The organism is Pseudanabaena cinerea FACHB-1277 (genome assembly GCF_014696345.1).
In the GTDB taxonomy this organism is placed as follows: domain Bacteria; phylum Cyanobacteriota; class Cyanobacteriia; order Pseudanabaenales; family Pseudanabaenaceae; genus Pseudanabaena; species Pseudanabaena cinerea.
Map to the genome: position 1 here is coordinate 110,741 of NZ_JACJPY010000003.1, position 14,726 is coordinate 125,466.

Consider the following 14,726-nt stretch of genomic DNA (forward strand, 5'->3'; position numbering starts at 1 on the left):
TTTTTGCAACCAATTACCCCAATAGCCAAAACCTAACCGCTAACCGCTAACCGCTAACCGCTAACCGCTAACTGCCCAAAAACTATGCCCACCCTTTTAGTCAAAAATATTCACACCCTCGTCACGATGGATCGCGATCGCCGTGAGTTGCAAAATGCGGCGATCTTTGTTAGAGATCAAGCGATCGAGCAGGTGGGGTTAACATCGGAATTGCCTGATACTGCCGATGAGGTTTTGGATTTAGGCGGTAAACATATTGTGATGCCTGGGATGGTGAATACCCATCACCATTTTTATCAGGTGCTTACTAAAGTGATTCCTGCCGCCCAAAATTGCAGCCTCTTTAATTGGTTGCAAACCCTCTATCCGATTTGGGGCAATCTCAACGCTGAGGCGATCGCCATTAGCGCTCAAATGGCGGCGGCGGAACTGATTTTGTCGGGATGTACTACTGCTAGCGATCACCTATATATATATCCCAATGATTGTAGACTCGATGATGAAATCGCAGGGATAAAAGAAATAGGAATGCGCTTCCATGCTAGTCGTGGCAGTATGAGCCTTGGTGAGAGCCAAGGCGGACTCCCGCCCGATCGCCTCGTCGAAAAAGAAGCGGATATTCTCAAGGATTCGCAAAGGTTAATTGAGACTTATCATGATGCTGATCGCTTCTCGATGTTGCGGATTACCCTAGCACCCTGCTCCCCCTTTAGCGTCACCCCCGACCTGATGCGCGAATCCGCAAAAATGGCGCGTTCCTACACCAGCGTGCGCTTGCATACCCACCTTGCCGAAAATAAATCCGATGTTGATTATAGTCTTGCTAAATTTGGCAAAATTCCCGCCGACTTTGCCGAGTCAGTGGGCTGGCTCGGTGATGATGTCTGGCACGCCCATTGCGTTAAACTTACCGATGAATCGATTCAGAAATTTGGGCGTACAGGTACAGGCGTGGCACATTGCCCCTGTAGCAATATGCGCCTCGGCAGTGGCATTGCCCCGATCCGCAAAATGCTTAATCATGGTGTGCCTGTTGGGTTAGGCGTTGATGGTTCTGCCTCTAATGACACAGGGAATTTATTGCAGGAGGCAAGGACTGCCTTTTTATTGGCGCGAGTGAACGAATGCGACCCGACATCCATGAGTGCTAGGGAAATCTTAGAAGTTGCTACCATCGGCGGCGCGAGGGTGTTGGGACGGGATGACATTGGCGCGATCGCCCCAAATATGGCGGCGGATTTTATTGCCTTTAATATTGACCAGTCGCAGTTTGCAGGCGCACAGCATGACTTGGTTTCAGCCTTGATTTTCTGCCCACCGCCCACCGTGGACTACAGCTTTATCAATGGACGCAAAGTCGTGGATCAGGGTCAGCTAACCACCCTAGATTTGCCCATACTGATCGAAAAAACTAATAAAATTGCGCGGAAGTTAGTCGAAAATCTGGTCTAAAGGTCAAGATGAAATCGTGAAAATGAGTATTGTTGCTTCGTGCCGTTACTTATCTTTTTTGGTGTCCAAACACAGTATGATCGATTTTGAAAACACCCAAAATTCACTTTATACATCAAACAAGTAACCATGCAAGCCCTCGAAATTAATGGCGGTACATTTCCCGCAGATACATTAGTTACCAAAATGGTTGGCTATGGGATGCTGCCGCAGTTGATTAGGGAGATGACCCTCGATCGCTGTGTGGCAGATATTAGTCTTTCCCCTGAAGAGCAGCAGTCTGCTTATCAACAAGCCTTTCAGCAATTGGGGATCGACTCTGATGAAAAGCTGGCGGCTTGGCTTGGGCAGCAGGGAATGACGATCGCCCAGTTACAGGCAAGGGCTGAGCGATCGTTGAAGCTGGTCATGTTTAAACAGTCACAATGGGGAGCTAAGGTAAATACTAATTTTTTGGAGCGCAAGCAAAGCCTAGATCGGGTCATTTATTCCTTGATTTGTACCAAGGACTTTTGTGTGGCACAGGAGCTATACTTTCGGATCAAGGAAGGAGAGCAAACCTTTGAAGAGTTAGCACGGGAATATTCTCAAGGACCAGAAGCACAAACAGGAGGGCTAATTGGTCCCGTGGAAATGGGTTCTATTCATCCCAACCTATCCAAAATGTTAGTTGCTAGTGATGTTGGTCAAGTGCAAACGCCAACGGTGATCGGCGATTGGATCGTATTGGTGCGTTTGGAGAAATTATTGGCGGCAAGTTTAGATGATGCTATGCGACAAAGGTTGATTGATGAGAGCTTCAGTAAATGGTTGGAGGATTCTGTATCCCAACAGATGAAAACCCTAGCGATCGCTGTTGTCAAATAGGAGCAATAGAGATCGTAATATTCTCCAGTGACAAGTCTTCAGTTAAGTTTGTTGGTTTGGGTTTGAGCGCCAATTGCTGTAAGGTATTATTGAATCGCGAAAGTCCAAAATGTTTCTGTAATGTCCGCCTATGCCGCGTGTTATTTGCCTTGGCGAAGTTTTAATCGATCAAATTGCTGAAAATATGGGCGTTGCCTATGATCAGGTCAGCTCTTGGCAGCCCTATTTTGGTGGCGCACCTGCCAATGTTGCCTGTGGGTTAGCCAAACTAGGCACGCCCGTGAGCTTAATTAGTTGCGTGGGGCAAGATCAAACGGGTGCTGACTTGCTCAAGCAACTAGGGGCGGCAGGGGTGGAAACTTCAGGGGTACAGGTACATCCTGAAGCTGTGACCCGCCAAGTTTATGTCACCCGTGACGCTAAAGGCGATCGCAGCTTTGATCGCTTTAATGGTGATGGCAGTACATTATTTGCCGATACGCTGATGTCGGCGGAGCATTTGCCAGAGCATTTGTTTACCGATGCTAAGTTTTTGGTGCTAGGCAGCTTGGGCTTAGCGAGTCCGCAAACCTCTAGGGCGATCGCTAGGGCATTAAGGTTAGCCGAAAAGTACTATGTAAAAGTGGTGGTGGATGTCAATTGGCGACCCATGTTTTGGCAGCACCCCGAACAAATTTTTAAATTATTGCCGCTATTGCTGCGCCATACTGATTTCTTGAAAATGACTGAGGATGAGGCAAAGTTGCTAATGCGCTTGAGCAGCCCTGCGGCGATCGCGCAGGCATATAGTCATCTCGAAGGCATCTTGATCACCAATGGCGACAAGGACTGCCGCTATTATCTAGGTGAGCGCCAAGGCAAACATCCGATCTATCCCGTGCATTGCCTTGATACGACAGGGGCTGGTGACGCTTTCTTAGCCGCATTCATCCATAAAATTTATCATCGTCCCCTTACGCATCTCGCCGATCCGCAGTTTGCCAATGAGGCGATCGCCTATGCCTGTGCCGCAGGAGCCTTGACCACCCTCGATATGGGTGCGATCGCAGGACAACCAAGCGATCGGCAAATCATGGAATTTTTGGCAATGCGTGAGGGTAAACATTAATCATGCAAGCTCTATCCCTGCCCACATGGATCATTCATATTTCCAGCGTCATTGAATGGACGGTGGCAATTTGGCTAATTTGGGAATATGACAAAAAGCACCCACAAAGGGGTTGGCGCAATCTCGCTTGGGCGATGTTGCCTGCATTAGTCAGCGCCATGTGTGCAGTGACATGGCATTTTTTTGAGAATCTTGATTCCCTAGAATGGCTAGTAACCGTACAGGCAGCCATGACCTTGATCGGCAATATTACCCTAGCGATCGCCGCCTACGGAATTTGGCGAATTTCTCGTAAAGTACAGGTATAAAGAATTTTTTCCTATCAATTTTGGCGATTAGCGGTTAGCGGTTAGCGGTTAGCTTTTGGTGATTGGTAATTAGCGATTAGCGATTGGTAATTAGCGATTAGCGGTTAGCTAGTAATCTAAAAAAGCTAAAAGCTAAAAGCTAAAAGCTAAAAGCTAAAAGCTAAAAGCTAAAAGCTAAAAGCTAAAAGCTAAAAGCTAAAAGCTAAAAGCTAAAAGCTAAAAACTTCTCACACTACCACCGCATTGACCAACTGGCGGCGAGTTTCTAAAATTTGGCTGATTTCACGGGCAAAGCTGGGCTGGCGATCGATCATTTGATTGACCGCTTGCGAAGAGATTACCATTACTTCCAAATCAGCGATCGCAATTACAGATATGGGGCTAGTTTTGCCAGAGAACAGAGTCATTTCTCCAAAAAATTCTCCCGACTTGACGGTTAATAATTCCTGCTCCTGACCATGGCGATCGCTAATGGTAATCACGGCTTGACCAGTAATGATGATATATAGACTACTTTGGCTAGAGCCTTGGACGATTACCCTTTCCCCTGCGCCATAGTGCTGCAACTCAATCCCATCGGAACGATTATCCATACTATCGACATTTTGCAAAGGCACAAAGGAGGGTAAAGACTGCAAGCTCTGGCTAAATTTTTTCGAGCCTTCTGCATGGGCGGTGGGACCATGAAAATGGTAGAGGGTGCGAATGGGGAAGGGAATGGTTAAATTATTACGCTGGGCGGCATACCAAATCCGACTCATAAAGCGATCGCGAATGCTTTCAATATCGGCGTAATTATTAATGAAAAACTTCACCTCATAGGTAATGGCAAAGTCATCATAGGAGATCGTGAAAACCTCTGGCACTGGTTCATGCAAAATGCCTTGGGTTTCTAGGGCTGTGGTTAAAAGCACTTGCTTAGCTAAATTGGGAGGATCGTTATAGGAAAACCCGTGACGGATGCGTTCAGCATGGATAGCGATCGGGCGGCTAAAATTTCGGATCACCTCATTGCTAATTAACTTATGGGGAATAATCACCATCTCATGTTCAAAGGTTTGCAGCCGCACCGATCGCCAATTAATGTCAATCACCTGTCCCGCCACATCTCCTACCTTCAGCCAGTCCCCTACAGAAAAAGGACGCTCAAATAATAGGGCAATGCCAGACATGACACTGCCAAGGGTATCTTGCAGCGCCAAACCAATGACAATCGAACTCACGCCCAAGGCAGTAGCAAGCCCTGCGAGATCGGCATTCCAAACCGTTGCCAAGACGATCGCCGTCCCCAACAACACTAAAAACAGCCGAAATAAATCAATTAATAATTTCGGTACACGCGCCCGCCAAGTATCCGCCTTTGCCTGTTCAAAAATAATCGCATTCAGCAACGACAGCGCGGCATGGAGTACACATACCCAAAATAGGGTCTGGATAGCTTTTACGAGATCATCATTGGCGGGGCGTTGCAGCACATAGCGCAGAAATAACAGGAATGCCAACATCGGTAAAACCATGTTGCGTACCACCTTGAGGGTGGCAGCAAGGGGAAGGCGGCGATATTGCAACCGATAGATAATTTCGCCAAGGATAATTACCGATAGGGTTAGTCCAACAATTAGGGCGATCGCCCATAGAAATAAATAATTGGCACTTGGCTGAGGCATAGCGTCTAGTTAGGTTTTATTTATCGAATTTTTGGCGAACCACTCACCAAGCGCCAAGCGGGGATGCTCATAGATGCTTGGCGATCGCTCTCCCCTTTAAAATCCCTTTGAAGATCGAGTTTCAAATCGATAGCCTCAAAGCTATAAATATCGCAGAGCCGCTTATAGATTTCTGTAGAAACCACGATCGCCCCGTTGGGACAGTTGGATTTTAAAAAACTAGCAATATTAACAGTTTCGCCCCAGACATCGTAAATCAGCTTATTGCGTCCCACAATGCCCGCAACAATATCACCCGAATTGATACCGATACTGAGATCCAGTTCATAACCTTGCTCTTGACAAAAGCGGCGCACAATTACCTGCATCTCTCTAGTAAAGTCGATCGCTCGTTTATCATGATCGAGATATGGCACGGACAAGCCACATACCGCCATATAGCTATCGCCAATGGTTTTGATCTTCTCCACGCCATAGCGATCGGCGGCTTCGTCAAAGGATGTGACCAGATCATTCAAAATATTGATCGTTTCATGGGCGGAATGGGATTCTAATAACTTTGAGAACCCTGTTAAGTCCGCAAAGAGAATCGTGACATTAGATATGTTCTCCGCAATATCCGTTTCACCTTGCTTGAGACGCTTGGCGATCGCCATAGGAAACACACTCAGCAACAACTGCTCATGCTCACGTCTTTTTAAATCCACTAAATTTGTCTGTTCCCGTAGGCTATGCACCATCAAGTTAAAGGAATCCGCCAACTCTCCCAATTCATCATGGGAGTCCACAGTTGCTACTTCTTCCAACTGCCCCGATGCCACCCGCCGCGCCCCGCTAATCAATTGATTGATCGGTTTTACAAACATTGAAGCCATTGCCATTGCCAATAAAATCACACATAGCATTAACAATGTTGCCGAAATCAATAATTGCCTTTCAAAATCATAGATGGGGGCATAGGCCTCTGCTAGATCCATTTCTGAGAGAATTGCCCATTTTAATCCTTCTATTTTTAATAAGCCATAGGAACTTAACACAGGAATATCCCGATAATCACGAATAATTTGAATTCCTTCCTTGCCTGTGAGGGACTCTGTAACGGCTGGCGTTTGCACCTTCTGTTCTAAGATCGAAGTATTATATTGGCGAATGCGATTAATCGTGGATTGCTGAACTCCCAAATTGATTAGGGTTTGGATATAGGTTTCAGGAGTCTCCACCAAAAAGCGAGAAATTGATCGCATCAAATAATCTTCGCCGACTAAGTAAGTTTCGCCGCTTTTCCCCAATCCATCTGCTTCCCATTGACGATTGCCCGTCATCACGTTGTTAATCTCATCCACAGGAATCTGAATTGCGATCACACCCAAGAATTGCGATTGATTTTGTGATTGATTTTGTGATTGATTTGGCGCTGCATCAATGGCAGGATCTTGTCCAGACTGCCTAGATTGTCCATAGATGGGAGCCGCAATAAACGCCGCAGGTGCGCCATAGGAGGGGGCGTAGGATTCAAAATCAATGACTCTGGCAAAGTCCTTTTCTTTAGAACGCCGCACCGCGTTAAATAAACGAGCAAAATTCGTATCGTTATAGACATCGGTTACTAAGCTGGTGGCAAAGTCGGTTTCTTTATACACCGTATAGACTAGCCTGCCATCAGCATCAATTAAAAATAGGTCGTAATAGCCAAACTTCTCAATGATATTCCGAAAAACAGGATGATATTTGCCATGCAGTTGGCTGTAAACGCTGTCATCGTTAGCGCGGTCTAATAGATGCTTCTTGCCAATGGGGTTAGGGTTGTTGGCGATATAGTGATATTGCAAATAATTACTGGCGATCGCCTTTGGCAAAAAGGAGCTAAGTACTGGCGAACCGAGTTCGTTTTTACCAAGTTTAGGCAAGAATTCATTTTGATAATAGGCATTAATCTTATCAGCACCATTGGCAGGCAGAGGTTTATTTTCGAGTTGACGATATGCCTCGCTAAATTCGGCGATCGCTAAGCCCACCGATGGATCATTGCTCAGGGTTTGCAGATGATTGGTAATGGTTTTGAAATAGGATTCAATTTGATAGGACTTAGAAGCGCGGACGCTGGTCAGTTGATGGAAAACGCGATCGGTGAGGTTGGCTTGCCCACTGCGATAGCCCAGATAAGCCGTCACCATAATCGAAACGCTACTTGCCGACAGCAACATCACGATCAATTTAGATTTTATACTCAGCCAATTAAACTTCAGCAGTTGCATATTTACTCTGACCTAATCGCAGCGATCGCCGCAACAGGACCGCCACCCGCAGGTCCTTGATGCTCACTACCACCTGAAACATAAACCATCGGATCTTGCACGATCGCCGCAACTACGGCTCCGACCACAGCCCTAGCCATGCGGGTGTGATTAATATCTGAGTCATCCATCATCGTATGTCTGCGTCCTAATATCTCACCTGTGGGGTCAGCCTCCGCCTTAGCAAATATATTCACCACCTGACTAATCGGTTGACCCGTTGCCGCGATCGCTTGGTAGATCGCCTGCATATCGAGGGCGTGCTGCATCACACTATGTCCAATCACAAAATCACTGGTTGACTGGGGGGAATTGCCCATAACTAAAATTTCACAGTTGCGTAACTCTACCCCTGCCGATGTTGAGGCTACGCTCGAATACAAATCATAATTTTTGCAAATATCCCCAGCATGGATATCTTCAATGTCAACTTCACCCAAAGCAACTGCCACACCCAAAGCTGAAGCCCCACGGGAATAGCCCATCGATTGATAACTGCTTATGTCTGCAATATCCCGACCAGCCATTAATAGGCGATCGCGACTAGTGATCAAAGGGCATTTGATCTGCACAAAATGCACATCATCTTTAGCAATACCTGCCTGCTGCATCGCCTTAGTCACCGCCGCCGCCACCTCCTCGACCATCACCAAAGTGCCAACTTCCGCAGGGCTAAAATCGCGGGTATGGATCACGCCCAAGGTCAAGCCCATGCGTTTAGGCGCGTCAGACTCAGAATCTTGGCTAGTGAAAACTATCAAATGGGGACTAAGCACCCCTTCAGTGCCGCCCGACATCACATAGACGATCGCGGCAGCTTGCTTCTGCCCGATGATTTTGCTCAAATAATTTTGCAAACTCTGGACGGCAAAGCCTCTTGTGAAGTCATTAACGCAGCCATTTCCCTCAGTCTTCCCCATGATTGCCACAATATTTTCAGGCAGAATGTTACCCGCAGCGATCGCGGCATCAAGGGCAGAAATGTCATCGGGACTATTTTGAGGAAGCTTAAAGACATCCACTTTCATAGAAATATTGCCTACTTACTACTATACGATCGGCAATTGCTCTAAAAATCCTACAGTGAGTTGTCGTTACCGTATGGAATTAAATATACCGAATCAAGTAAAGCGCTATAGTATAGCAATAGAATTTTAACTGAGCAGGCGAATATGGGAAATTTTGGCAATTGGCTCCTCAAACTTGGTCAAAGTTGCTTGCTCATTGGTCAAATTATCACCCGAATTTTCATCTATCGCCGTCTGCATTGGCGCAATACTATCGAGCAGATGTCAATGGTGGGTACAGAATCCTTGCTGATTACTTTGATTACCGCAGGCTTTGTCGGGGCTGTATTTACGATTCAGGTTGCTAGAGAATTTATTAATTTTGGTGCTCAACAGGCGATCGGCGGCATTTTGGCGATCGCCCTAGCAAGAGAATTAATCCCCGTATTGACGGCGGTAATTATTGCGGGGCGGGTTGGTTCAGCCTTTGCCGCCGAAATCGGCACGATGCAGGTGACAGAACAGATTGACGCTCTCTATATTTTACGCACCCATCCCGTTGACTATTTAGCCACCCCAAGGGCGATCGCCTGTTTGTTAATGTTACCGATCTTGACAATCATGGGTTTTCTGACAGGCATGGCAGGGGCATTATTTTTGTCTGATTCGATGTATGGCATCTCTGCCACCATGTTTCTCAATTCTGTACAGAATTTACTAAAGCCTTGGGATTTAATCGCCGCCTTGATCAAATCAAGTATTTTTGGGATCTTGATCGCGGCGATCGGTACAACATGGGGCTTAACCACCACAGGCGGAGCCAAGGGCGTGGGCGAATCAACCACCACAGCCGTTGTTACAGCTTTATTAGCGATATTCATCAGTAATTTCTTTTTGTCATGGCTATTCTTTCAAGGCATCGGCTCAACTATTTTATAGATGGACAATGCTTTACGCGGTAAAGTAAATGTAGGGTGCGTTAGCGTCAGCGTAACGCACAAATTTTTAACATTAGACAAGGTGCGTTACATTTCATCAACGCACCCTACAAAATCGGCGATCGCTATTACCGTGAGCCATTATTTCTAGGCGATCGCTCTTTTTCTCCTACATATGTCGTATATAAGGATTTAATCGTGATTACAAATGCTAGTAGCCTTACACTTAGCAATCTCCGTCAAACCTTTGGCTTGAGACTTGATACTAGCGATCGCTTTTTTGATGAATGGTTAAATCATGCGCCGACCTTAACCGAAGCAGAACTACAAGGATTAGAACGCCTCACTCGCAACTACATCTATCTCAGTCAAGAAGAACCGCCTCTTGAAGAAATTGTGAAGCTTGTCGTGGTATCACCATTGCTAGATTTGGCTGGTTTCTATCAGTTTCCCTTTTTGGTAAAGGCAGAAGTAAGTACCAATATCGAAGTTACTGACGAAGCTAATGCTATGGCAGTTCAAGGTAGGATTGATATTTTGGTAATCCAAGATAGTTTTTGGGTTTTGGTAATCGAATCAAAACCTGCAAGGCTAGACGTTACGGCAGGAATTCCCCAAGCACTTACTTATTTGTTGAGTGCTCCCAACTTACAGCCAAGTTGCTATGGAATGGTTACAAATGGAAGAGAAGTATTGTTTTTGAAGTGTGATCGCCACCAAAATGCTCCTCAATATACGCGATCGCCTACTTATCGGTTGCTTGAAAATGCAGCAGAACGTATTCAAGTTTTGCAGGGACTTAAACAAATTGGAGCTTATATTGGCGATTTGAGGAGTTAGGCGATCGCTATTACTATGAGTCATGAATTCTAGGCGATCGCTTAACCAATATTCTTTTTTGCGATCGCCTATTTACAAAATTACCAATTGACAAACAAGCTGGGATCGACAGAAAAAAAACTACCAAGCGACTTAGCTTGAGCTTTGCTGATAGGTCTTTTGCCATTAACAACTTCAGAAACAACTCCACGAGAGCCAATTATGCCCACGAGATCAGTTTGCCGTAATTCTCTCTCTTCCATCAAATGTATCAAAGTAGAATGGGGCGTTGAAGCTGCTAGCTGATAATGTTGATCTTCAAATTTCTCTATTAGAGAAACTAAAAGCCTCAATATCTGTTCTTTTTCTGGAGATAGTTTTTCTTCGGCTAACAGATTTTCAACAATACTTAAAGCGCGATCATTTTCTTCTTCAGTTGTGATGACTTTAGGCTGAATATCAACTAGAAGCGCTCCATATTCTAATTTATTTAAAGTAACGGTCATTTTTCCAACTTCCTGAATCATATTCAGTATGGGTTAAGACATATTTGATGTAAACATCCTGAGTTTTGTAGGAAATACTCGCAATCAATCGATACTTATTTCCTCTAATATTGAAAACTGTAAATTTGCCAACAGCATCCGCAGATGGATAGACAGATTTAACATCGTTTATATGTTGCCATTTTGCCTTACTAACAATCCGATACCAGTCATCTAAAGCAACTCTAGAGTCATCGTGGTGCTTACAAAACTCAAGCAGCGCTTTTCTCGATATAACGTGCATTTTTTCCTACCATTCTGTTTCATATGGGTGTCTTGATTTCTCCTTGTTAGTTTTGTTAGTTTTGTATTGCAATCAATAATTAGTATTATGCTCTCAAGATGAGAACTTGTCAAGTGTTTTATCAAATTGATATTTGTAATTATTAGTTGCAATCAATAGATTCGTGGGTGTGCATTTTCTGGATAGTCAAGCGATCGCGAATTTGATCATAAAAAGGCGATCGCATCAACATCTATCTCCTAAAGGCGATCGCTATTACTATGAGTCATGATTTCTAGGCGATCGCTATTACTGTGAGACGTGATGATTAGGCGATCGCCCCAACAATCTATCTGCTAAAGGCGATCGCTATTCCTGTGAGGCGTAATTTTTAGGCGATCGCTGGTTGTGGTGATTATATTGAGGTGACGAAACCCAACATCACCTTTTTTCTGGCATTATCTCTTGCTTGTCATTTATTACCTTAATTGGTTGGGTTGCACTTCGTTTAATCCAACCTACAGCTGAAATTGTTGGTCTGCTTGCAATTCGTTTTTTAGGTTTTTTTCTTTGGCGGTTATGGATTGTTTGGGAAGGGGGGATATCCAGATTATAGCGATGCCGTTCTTGATGTAGATCGCTGTCTTTGTGGTCTTGGGTATGAGTTAAAAGTTTGGGGTTGGGAGAGTGGGTAGATTGTCAGGATATTTTGACAAGGGTTGGGCTTAAGTTGGTAAAGTTGGGGTTTTTCCCAAGTCAAGGATTTTTGCGAGAAGATTGATGGGCTGGAAATTAGGCAGAGTAGGGGTTTAGGGGATTTTATGGAATTTTTCCTTGGGTTTGGTAAACTTTGGTTGTGTTAACGGTAGGAAACCTATATTATGGAGTTGTAACCCATATGGGTTACAACTCCATAATATTTGAAAGCTAGAAAATTATGAGTACGAGAGTGAAACTTGTCGTTAAGAACGACACTGGGGTGGTGGTAAAGTGTACCGATATCCGATGTGAGAAGTTCGAGAATTTGTCTGAGGGCCACACAATAGCGCCCTATGGAGAAAACGAATTCACGACTGAGACCAGTGATCGCATTTTTTGTACGTTCACTGAACAATCGCCTGGCGCTGGCAGCTGGCAGCTGGCCATGACATGTCCGAGATCGAGTCGGAACAGTGCTTGTGGTAGCTATAATGCGGGATTGCAACCCTATGAACGAACTGGAACTCCTGTGACGTTTACATTTATACTCGGGCAACCGAATGAAGCAGACTGGAATCACGGAGACATTAATGTGCTTGATGTGATCAGATATGGGGATTGCTCATAAATTGACGATCTCCATGATTTGCTGTTAGCCTTTGAAGTGCGATCGCTTACGAGTGTAGTGCGATCGCCGATCTTGTAGGAGAATCATAACTCTGTTTTTGGCTAATTCGTCGAGTTACTGCGATCGCTTTCTCTGGTGAAGTACAATCTCCTCAATTATCTATCTGAATAAAGGGTTTGGGGTACGCGATCGCTATTACTGTGAGTCGTGATTTTTAGGCGATCGCATCAACAATCTATCTCCTAAAGGCGATCGCTATTACCATGAGGCATGATTTCTAGGCAATCGCATCAACATCTATCTCCTAAAGGCGATCGCTATTACTGCGAGTCGTGATTTATGTGGCGATCGCCGTTCAATTGTATATTTTGCTGTATTGCGATCGCAGGTTGATTTTTTATAAAATTGCGATATAAATGTTATGCTTGACGTAACACATAAAACTTGCCTATGCCTCAAAAATATAAAGACAAACGTACAGCCAAATTTGCGACTGGCGATCGCGTCAAAGAATTTCAAGGATTTGAAAGACAAGCATACAAACGTCTAGAAATTCTAGAAGCCTCACCTAATAAAGAAGCTCTTATGGCATTGCCAAGTAACCGTTTTGAGGCACTAGGCGGAGATAGAAAAGGACAGTATAGCATCCGCATAAATGACAAATGGCGTATTTGTTTTGAGTGGATAGAAACAGAAAATCGCCCATTTAATATCGAAATTGTCGATTATCACTAAAGGAGAAAACAACTATGGCAAGACCTGCAATTCACGCTGGCGAAATCTTAGCAGATGAGCTAGAAGAACTTGGAATTAGTGCATCAGAACTAGCGCGATCGCTCCATATCCCCACAAATCGGATTACGCAAATTCTCAAAGGACAAAGAGGTATTACTGCTGACACTGCCTTACGTCTAGGGCGATGGTTTGGCACTGGTGCAGAGCTATGGCTTAATTTGCAAAAAGCCTATGAGTTACGCCTAGCTGAGGAATTAGCGGGAGAAGAAATTCAAAAAACGATTCAGCCTCGTTCATCAAACAATCAGCAGTTAGCTCAAGTTTAGATCGCTATTACTATGAGTCATGATTTCTAGGCGATCGCCATTAATCAATGACCAACTTCAATATTAGGAACAAGCTTGCCATCTTCCATGTAGACAATGCGATCGGCGATGTCGAGGATACGATTGTCGTGGGTAATGAGGAGAATTGTGCAGCCTTTTTGTTTGGCGAGGGTTTGCATGAGTTCCACAACTTCGCGACCCGATTTTTTATCAAGGGCTGCCGTGGGTTCATCAGCTAGGACGATTTTGGGTTGAGAAACTAGCGCACGGGCGATCGCCACTCGTTGTTTTTGACCACCAGAAAGACTGTCAGGATAATAATCGAGGCGATGCCCCAGCCCAACCGCTTCGAGCATAGCGGTAGCAGTACCATCTAGATCAGAAGTTCTATCTTCATCGTGAAGTTCTAGAGACATGCGTACATTTTGTCTAGCCGTGAGGAAGGTCATCAAATTATGGGCTTGAAAGATATAGCCAATATTGCGGCGGATTTGCATGAGAGAGTTTTTATCAGCACCGCGAATTTCTTGATCTAAAATTTTTAAACTGCCTTCCTGAGCCGATCGCAAACCACCCATGAGCGTCAGAAGTGTAGTTTTACCTGAGCCAGAAGGTCCCGTCATGATGATGATTTCGCCAGAATGGATATCGAGATTGATATCAAAAAGCGCCTGTTTGCGTAAGTCTCCTTCGCCAAAATAATGATTGAGATTTTGGGCAGAAATTACGGGTGTAGATGTAGCAATGGCAAGTGGGGAATTCATAGCTATAGGAGTTTGATTGATGGATTTCCAAAAGCGTTGGCAATGCAATAGACGAGGCTATCGGCAAGAAAAAATATGCCTAAACCCAAGATTAGAAAACGGATGATGTGAGGAGAATAGATGGCAATAGAGCGGTTAATGCGCTGGAGCAGAGTCAAGGCAAAACTTTGACGATGAAAGAAAAGATAGATAACAATTAGAGCGATTGGCGGTAGGACAAAAATTAGGTTATACATTGCCAAGATCTGACGGGGCGACAAAAGATATGGGAAGTATGAGTAGATGGGGATTTGAGGATTTAAGATAAAAAAGATAGGTCAAGTCATAGTAAGTATGACCTATCTAG

15 protein-coding genes are annotated in these 14,726 nt (G+C 44.7%); 8 read left to right on the forward strand and 7 right to left on the reverse strand.

The genetic code is table 11. The annotated features are described in order from the left end of the window. Positions 1-84: 84 nt before the first annotated feature. From H6F44_RS01905 to H6F44_RS01920, 4 genes are all read left to right on the forward strand, one after another. Positions 85-1,452: an 8-oxoguanine deaminase gene (locus tag H6F44_RS01905; RefSeq protein ID WP_190349222.1), complete on the forward strand. Its 1,368-nt coding sequence runs from the start codon at positions 85-87 to the stop codon at positions 1,450-1,452. A gap of 129 nt (positions 1,453-1,581) precedes the next feature. Then, the gene (locus H6F44_RS01910) at positions 1,582-2,319 is read left to right on the forward strand and encodes a peptidylprolyl isomerase (RefSeq protein ID WP_190349223.1); all 738 of its coding nucleotides are present in this window, start codon (positions 1,582-1,584) and stop codon (positions 2,317-2,319) included. A 130-nt stretch (positions 2,320-2,449) separates the two neighbouring features. Next, positions 2,450-3,427: a carbohydrate kinase family protein gene (locus H6F44_RS01915; protein ID WP_190349224.1), complete on the forward strand. Its 978-nt coding sequence runs from the start codon at positions 2,450-2,452 to the stop codon at positions 3,425-3,427. 2 nt (positions 3,428-3,429) lie between these two features. Then, a complete protein-coding gene (locus H6F44_RS01920; protein ID WP_190349225.1) occupies positions 3,430-3,735 on the forward strand; it encodes a DUF2499 domain-containing protein in 306 nt (101 codons plus the stop codon). A 227-nt stretch (positions 3,736-3,962) separates the two neighbouring features. Here H6F44_RS01920 and H6F44_RS01925 read toward each other — a convergent pair whose 3' ends face one another. The 3 genes from H6F44_RS01925 to atzD are packed head-to-tail and all read right to left on the reverse strand — an operon-like array spanning position 3,963 to position 8,724. Further along, a complete protein-coding gene (locus H6F44_RS01925; protein WP_190349226.1) occupies positions 3,963-5,402 on the reverse strand; it encodes a mechanosensitive ion channel family protein in 1,440 nt (479 codons plus the stop codon). A 20-nt stretch (positions 5,403-5,422) separates the two neighbouring features. After that, positions 5,423-7,657, reverse strand: a complete 2,235-nt coding sequence (locus tag H6F44_RS01930) for an adenylate/guanylate cyclase domain-containing protein (protein ID WP_190349227.1) — start codon at positions 7,655-7,657, stop codon at positions 5,423-5,425. A 2-nt stretch (positions 7,658-7,659) separates the two neighbouring features. Next, positions 7,660-8,724 carry a cyanuric acid amidohydrolase gene (gene atzD / locus H6F44_RS01935; protein ID WP_190349228.1) on the reverse strand — a complete coding sequence of 355 codons (1,065 nt, stop codon included), beginning with the start codon at positions 8,722-8,724 and terminating at the stop codon, positions 7,660-7,662. Between the two features lie 144 nt (positions 8,725-8,868). Between atzD and H6F44_RS01940 the strand changes: the two genes are divergently transcribed. Together H6F44_RS01940 and H6F44_RS01945 are read left to right on the forward strand one after the other, a co-directional pair. Then, positions 8,869-9,642, forward strand: a complete 774-nt coding sequence (locus H6F44_RS01940; RefSeq protein WP_190349229.1) for an MlaE family lipid ABC transporter permease subunit — start codon at positions 8,869-8,871, stop codon at positions 9,640-9,642. Positions 9,643-9,839: 197 nt separating this feature from the next. After that, positions 9,840-10,481, forward strand: coding sequence for a type I restriction endonuclease subunit R (locus H6F44_RS01945; protein ID WP_190349230.1), 642 nt, complete (start codon positions 9,840-9,842; stop codon positions 10,479-10,481). Between the two features lie 80 nt (positions 10,482-10,561). Here H6F44_RS01945 and H6F44_RS01950 read toward each other — a convergent pair whose 3' ends face one another. Together H6F44_RS01950 and H6F44_RS01955 are read right to left on the reverse strand one after the other, a co-directional pair. Continuing rightward, positions 10,562-10,987, reverse strand: a complete 426-nt coding sequence (locus H6F44_RS01950) for a helix-turn-helix domain-containing protein (RefSeq protein WP_242016399.1) — start codon at positions 10,985-10,987, stop codon at positions 10,562-10,564. Further along, a complete protein-coding gene (locus H6F44_RS01955; RefSeq protein ID WP_190349232.1) occupies positions 10,947-11,249 on the reverse strand; it encodes a type II toxin-antitoxin system HigB family toxin in 303 nt (100 codons plus the stop codon). The genes H6F44_RS01950 and H6F44_RS01955 overlap by 41 nt, the downstream gene beginning before the upstream one ends. 1,756 nt (positions 11,250-13,005) lie before the next feature. On the opposite strand from H6F44_RS01955, the gene H6F44_RS01960 reads away from it, so the two are divergent. Continuing rightward, positions 13,006-13,290: a type II toxin-antitoxin system RelE/ParE family toxin gene (locus H6F44_RS01960; RefSeq protein ID WP_190349233.1), complete on the forward strand. Its 285-nt coding sequence runs from the start codon at positions 13,006-13,008 to the stop codon at positions 13,288-13,290. 14 nt (positions 13,291-13,304) lie between these two features. Beyond that, complete coding sequence (locus H6F44_RS01965) at positions 13,305-13,616, forward strand: HigA family addiction module antitoxin (protein WP_055076735.1); 312 nt, start codon at positions 13,305-13,307, stop codon at positions 13,614-13,616. 44 nt (positions 13,617-13,660) lie between these two features. Here H6F44_RS01965 and H6F44_RS01970 read toward each other — a convergent pair whose 3' ends face one another. Together H6F44_RS01970 and H6F44_RS01975 are read right to left on the reverse strand one after the other, a co-directional pair. After that, positions 13,661-14,380, reverse strand: coding sequence for a DevA family ABC transporter ATP-binding protein (locus H6F44_RS01970; RefSeq protein WP_190349234.1), 720 nt, complete (start codon positions 14,378-14,380; stop codon positions 13,661-13,663). A 2-nt stretch (positions 14,381-14,382) separates the two neighbouring features. Beyond that, entirely contained in the window at positions 14,383-14,616 is a 234-nt protein-coding gene (locus tag H6F44_RS01975) for a hypothetical protein (protein ID WP_190349235.1), read from the reverse strand. Between the last annotated feature and the right edge of the window lie 110 nt (positions 14,617-14,726).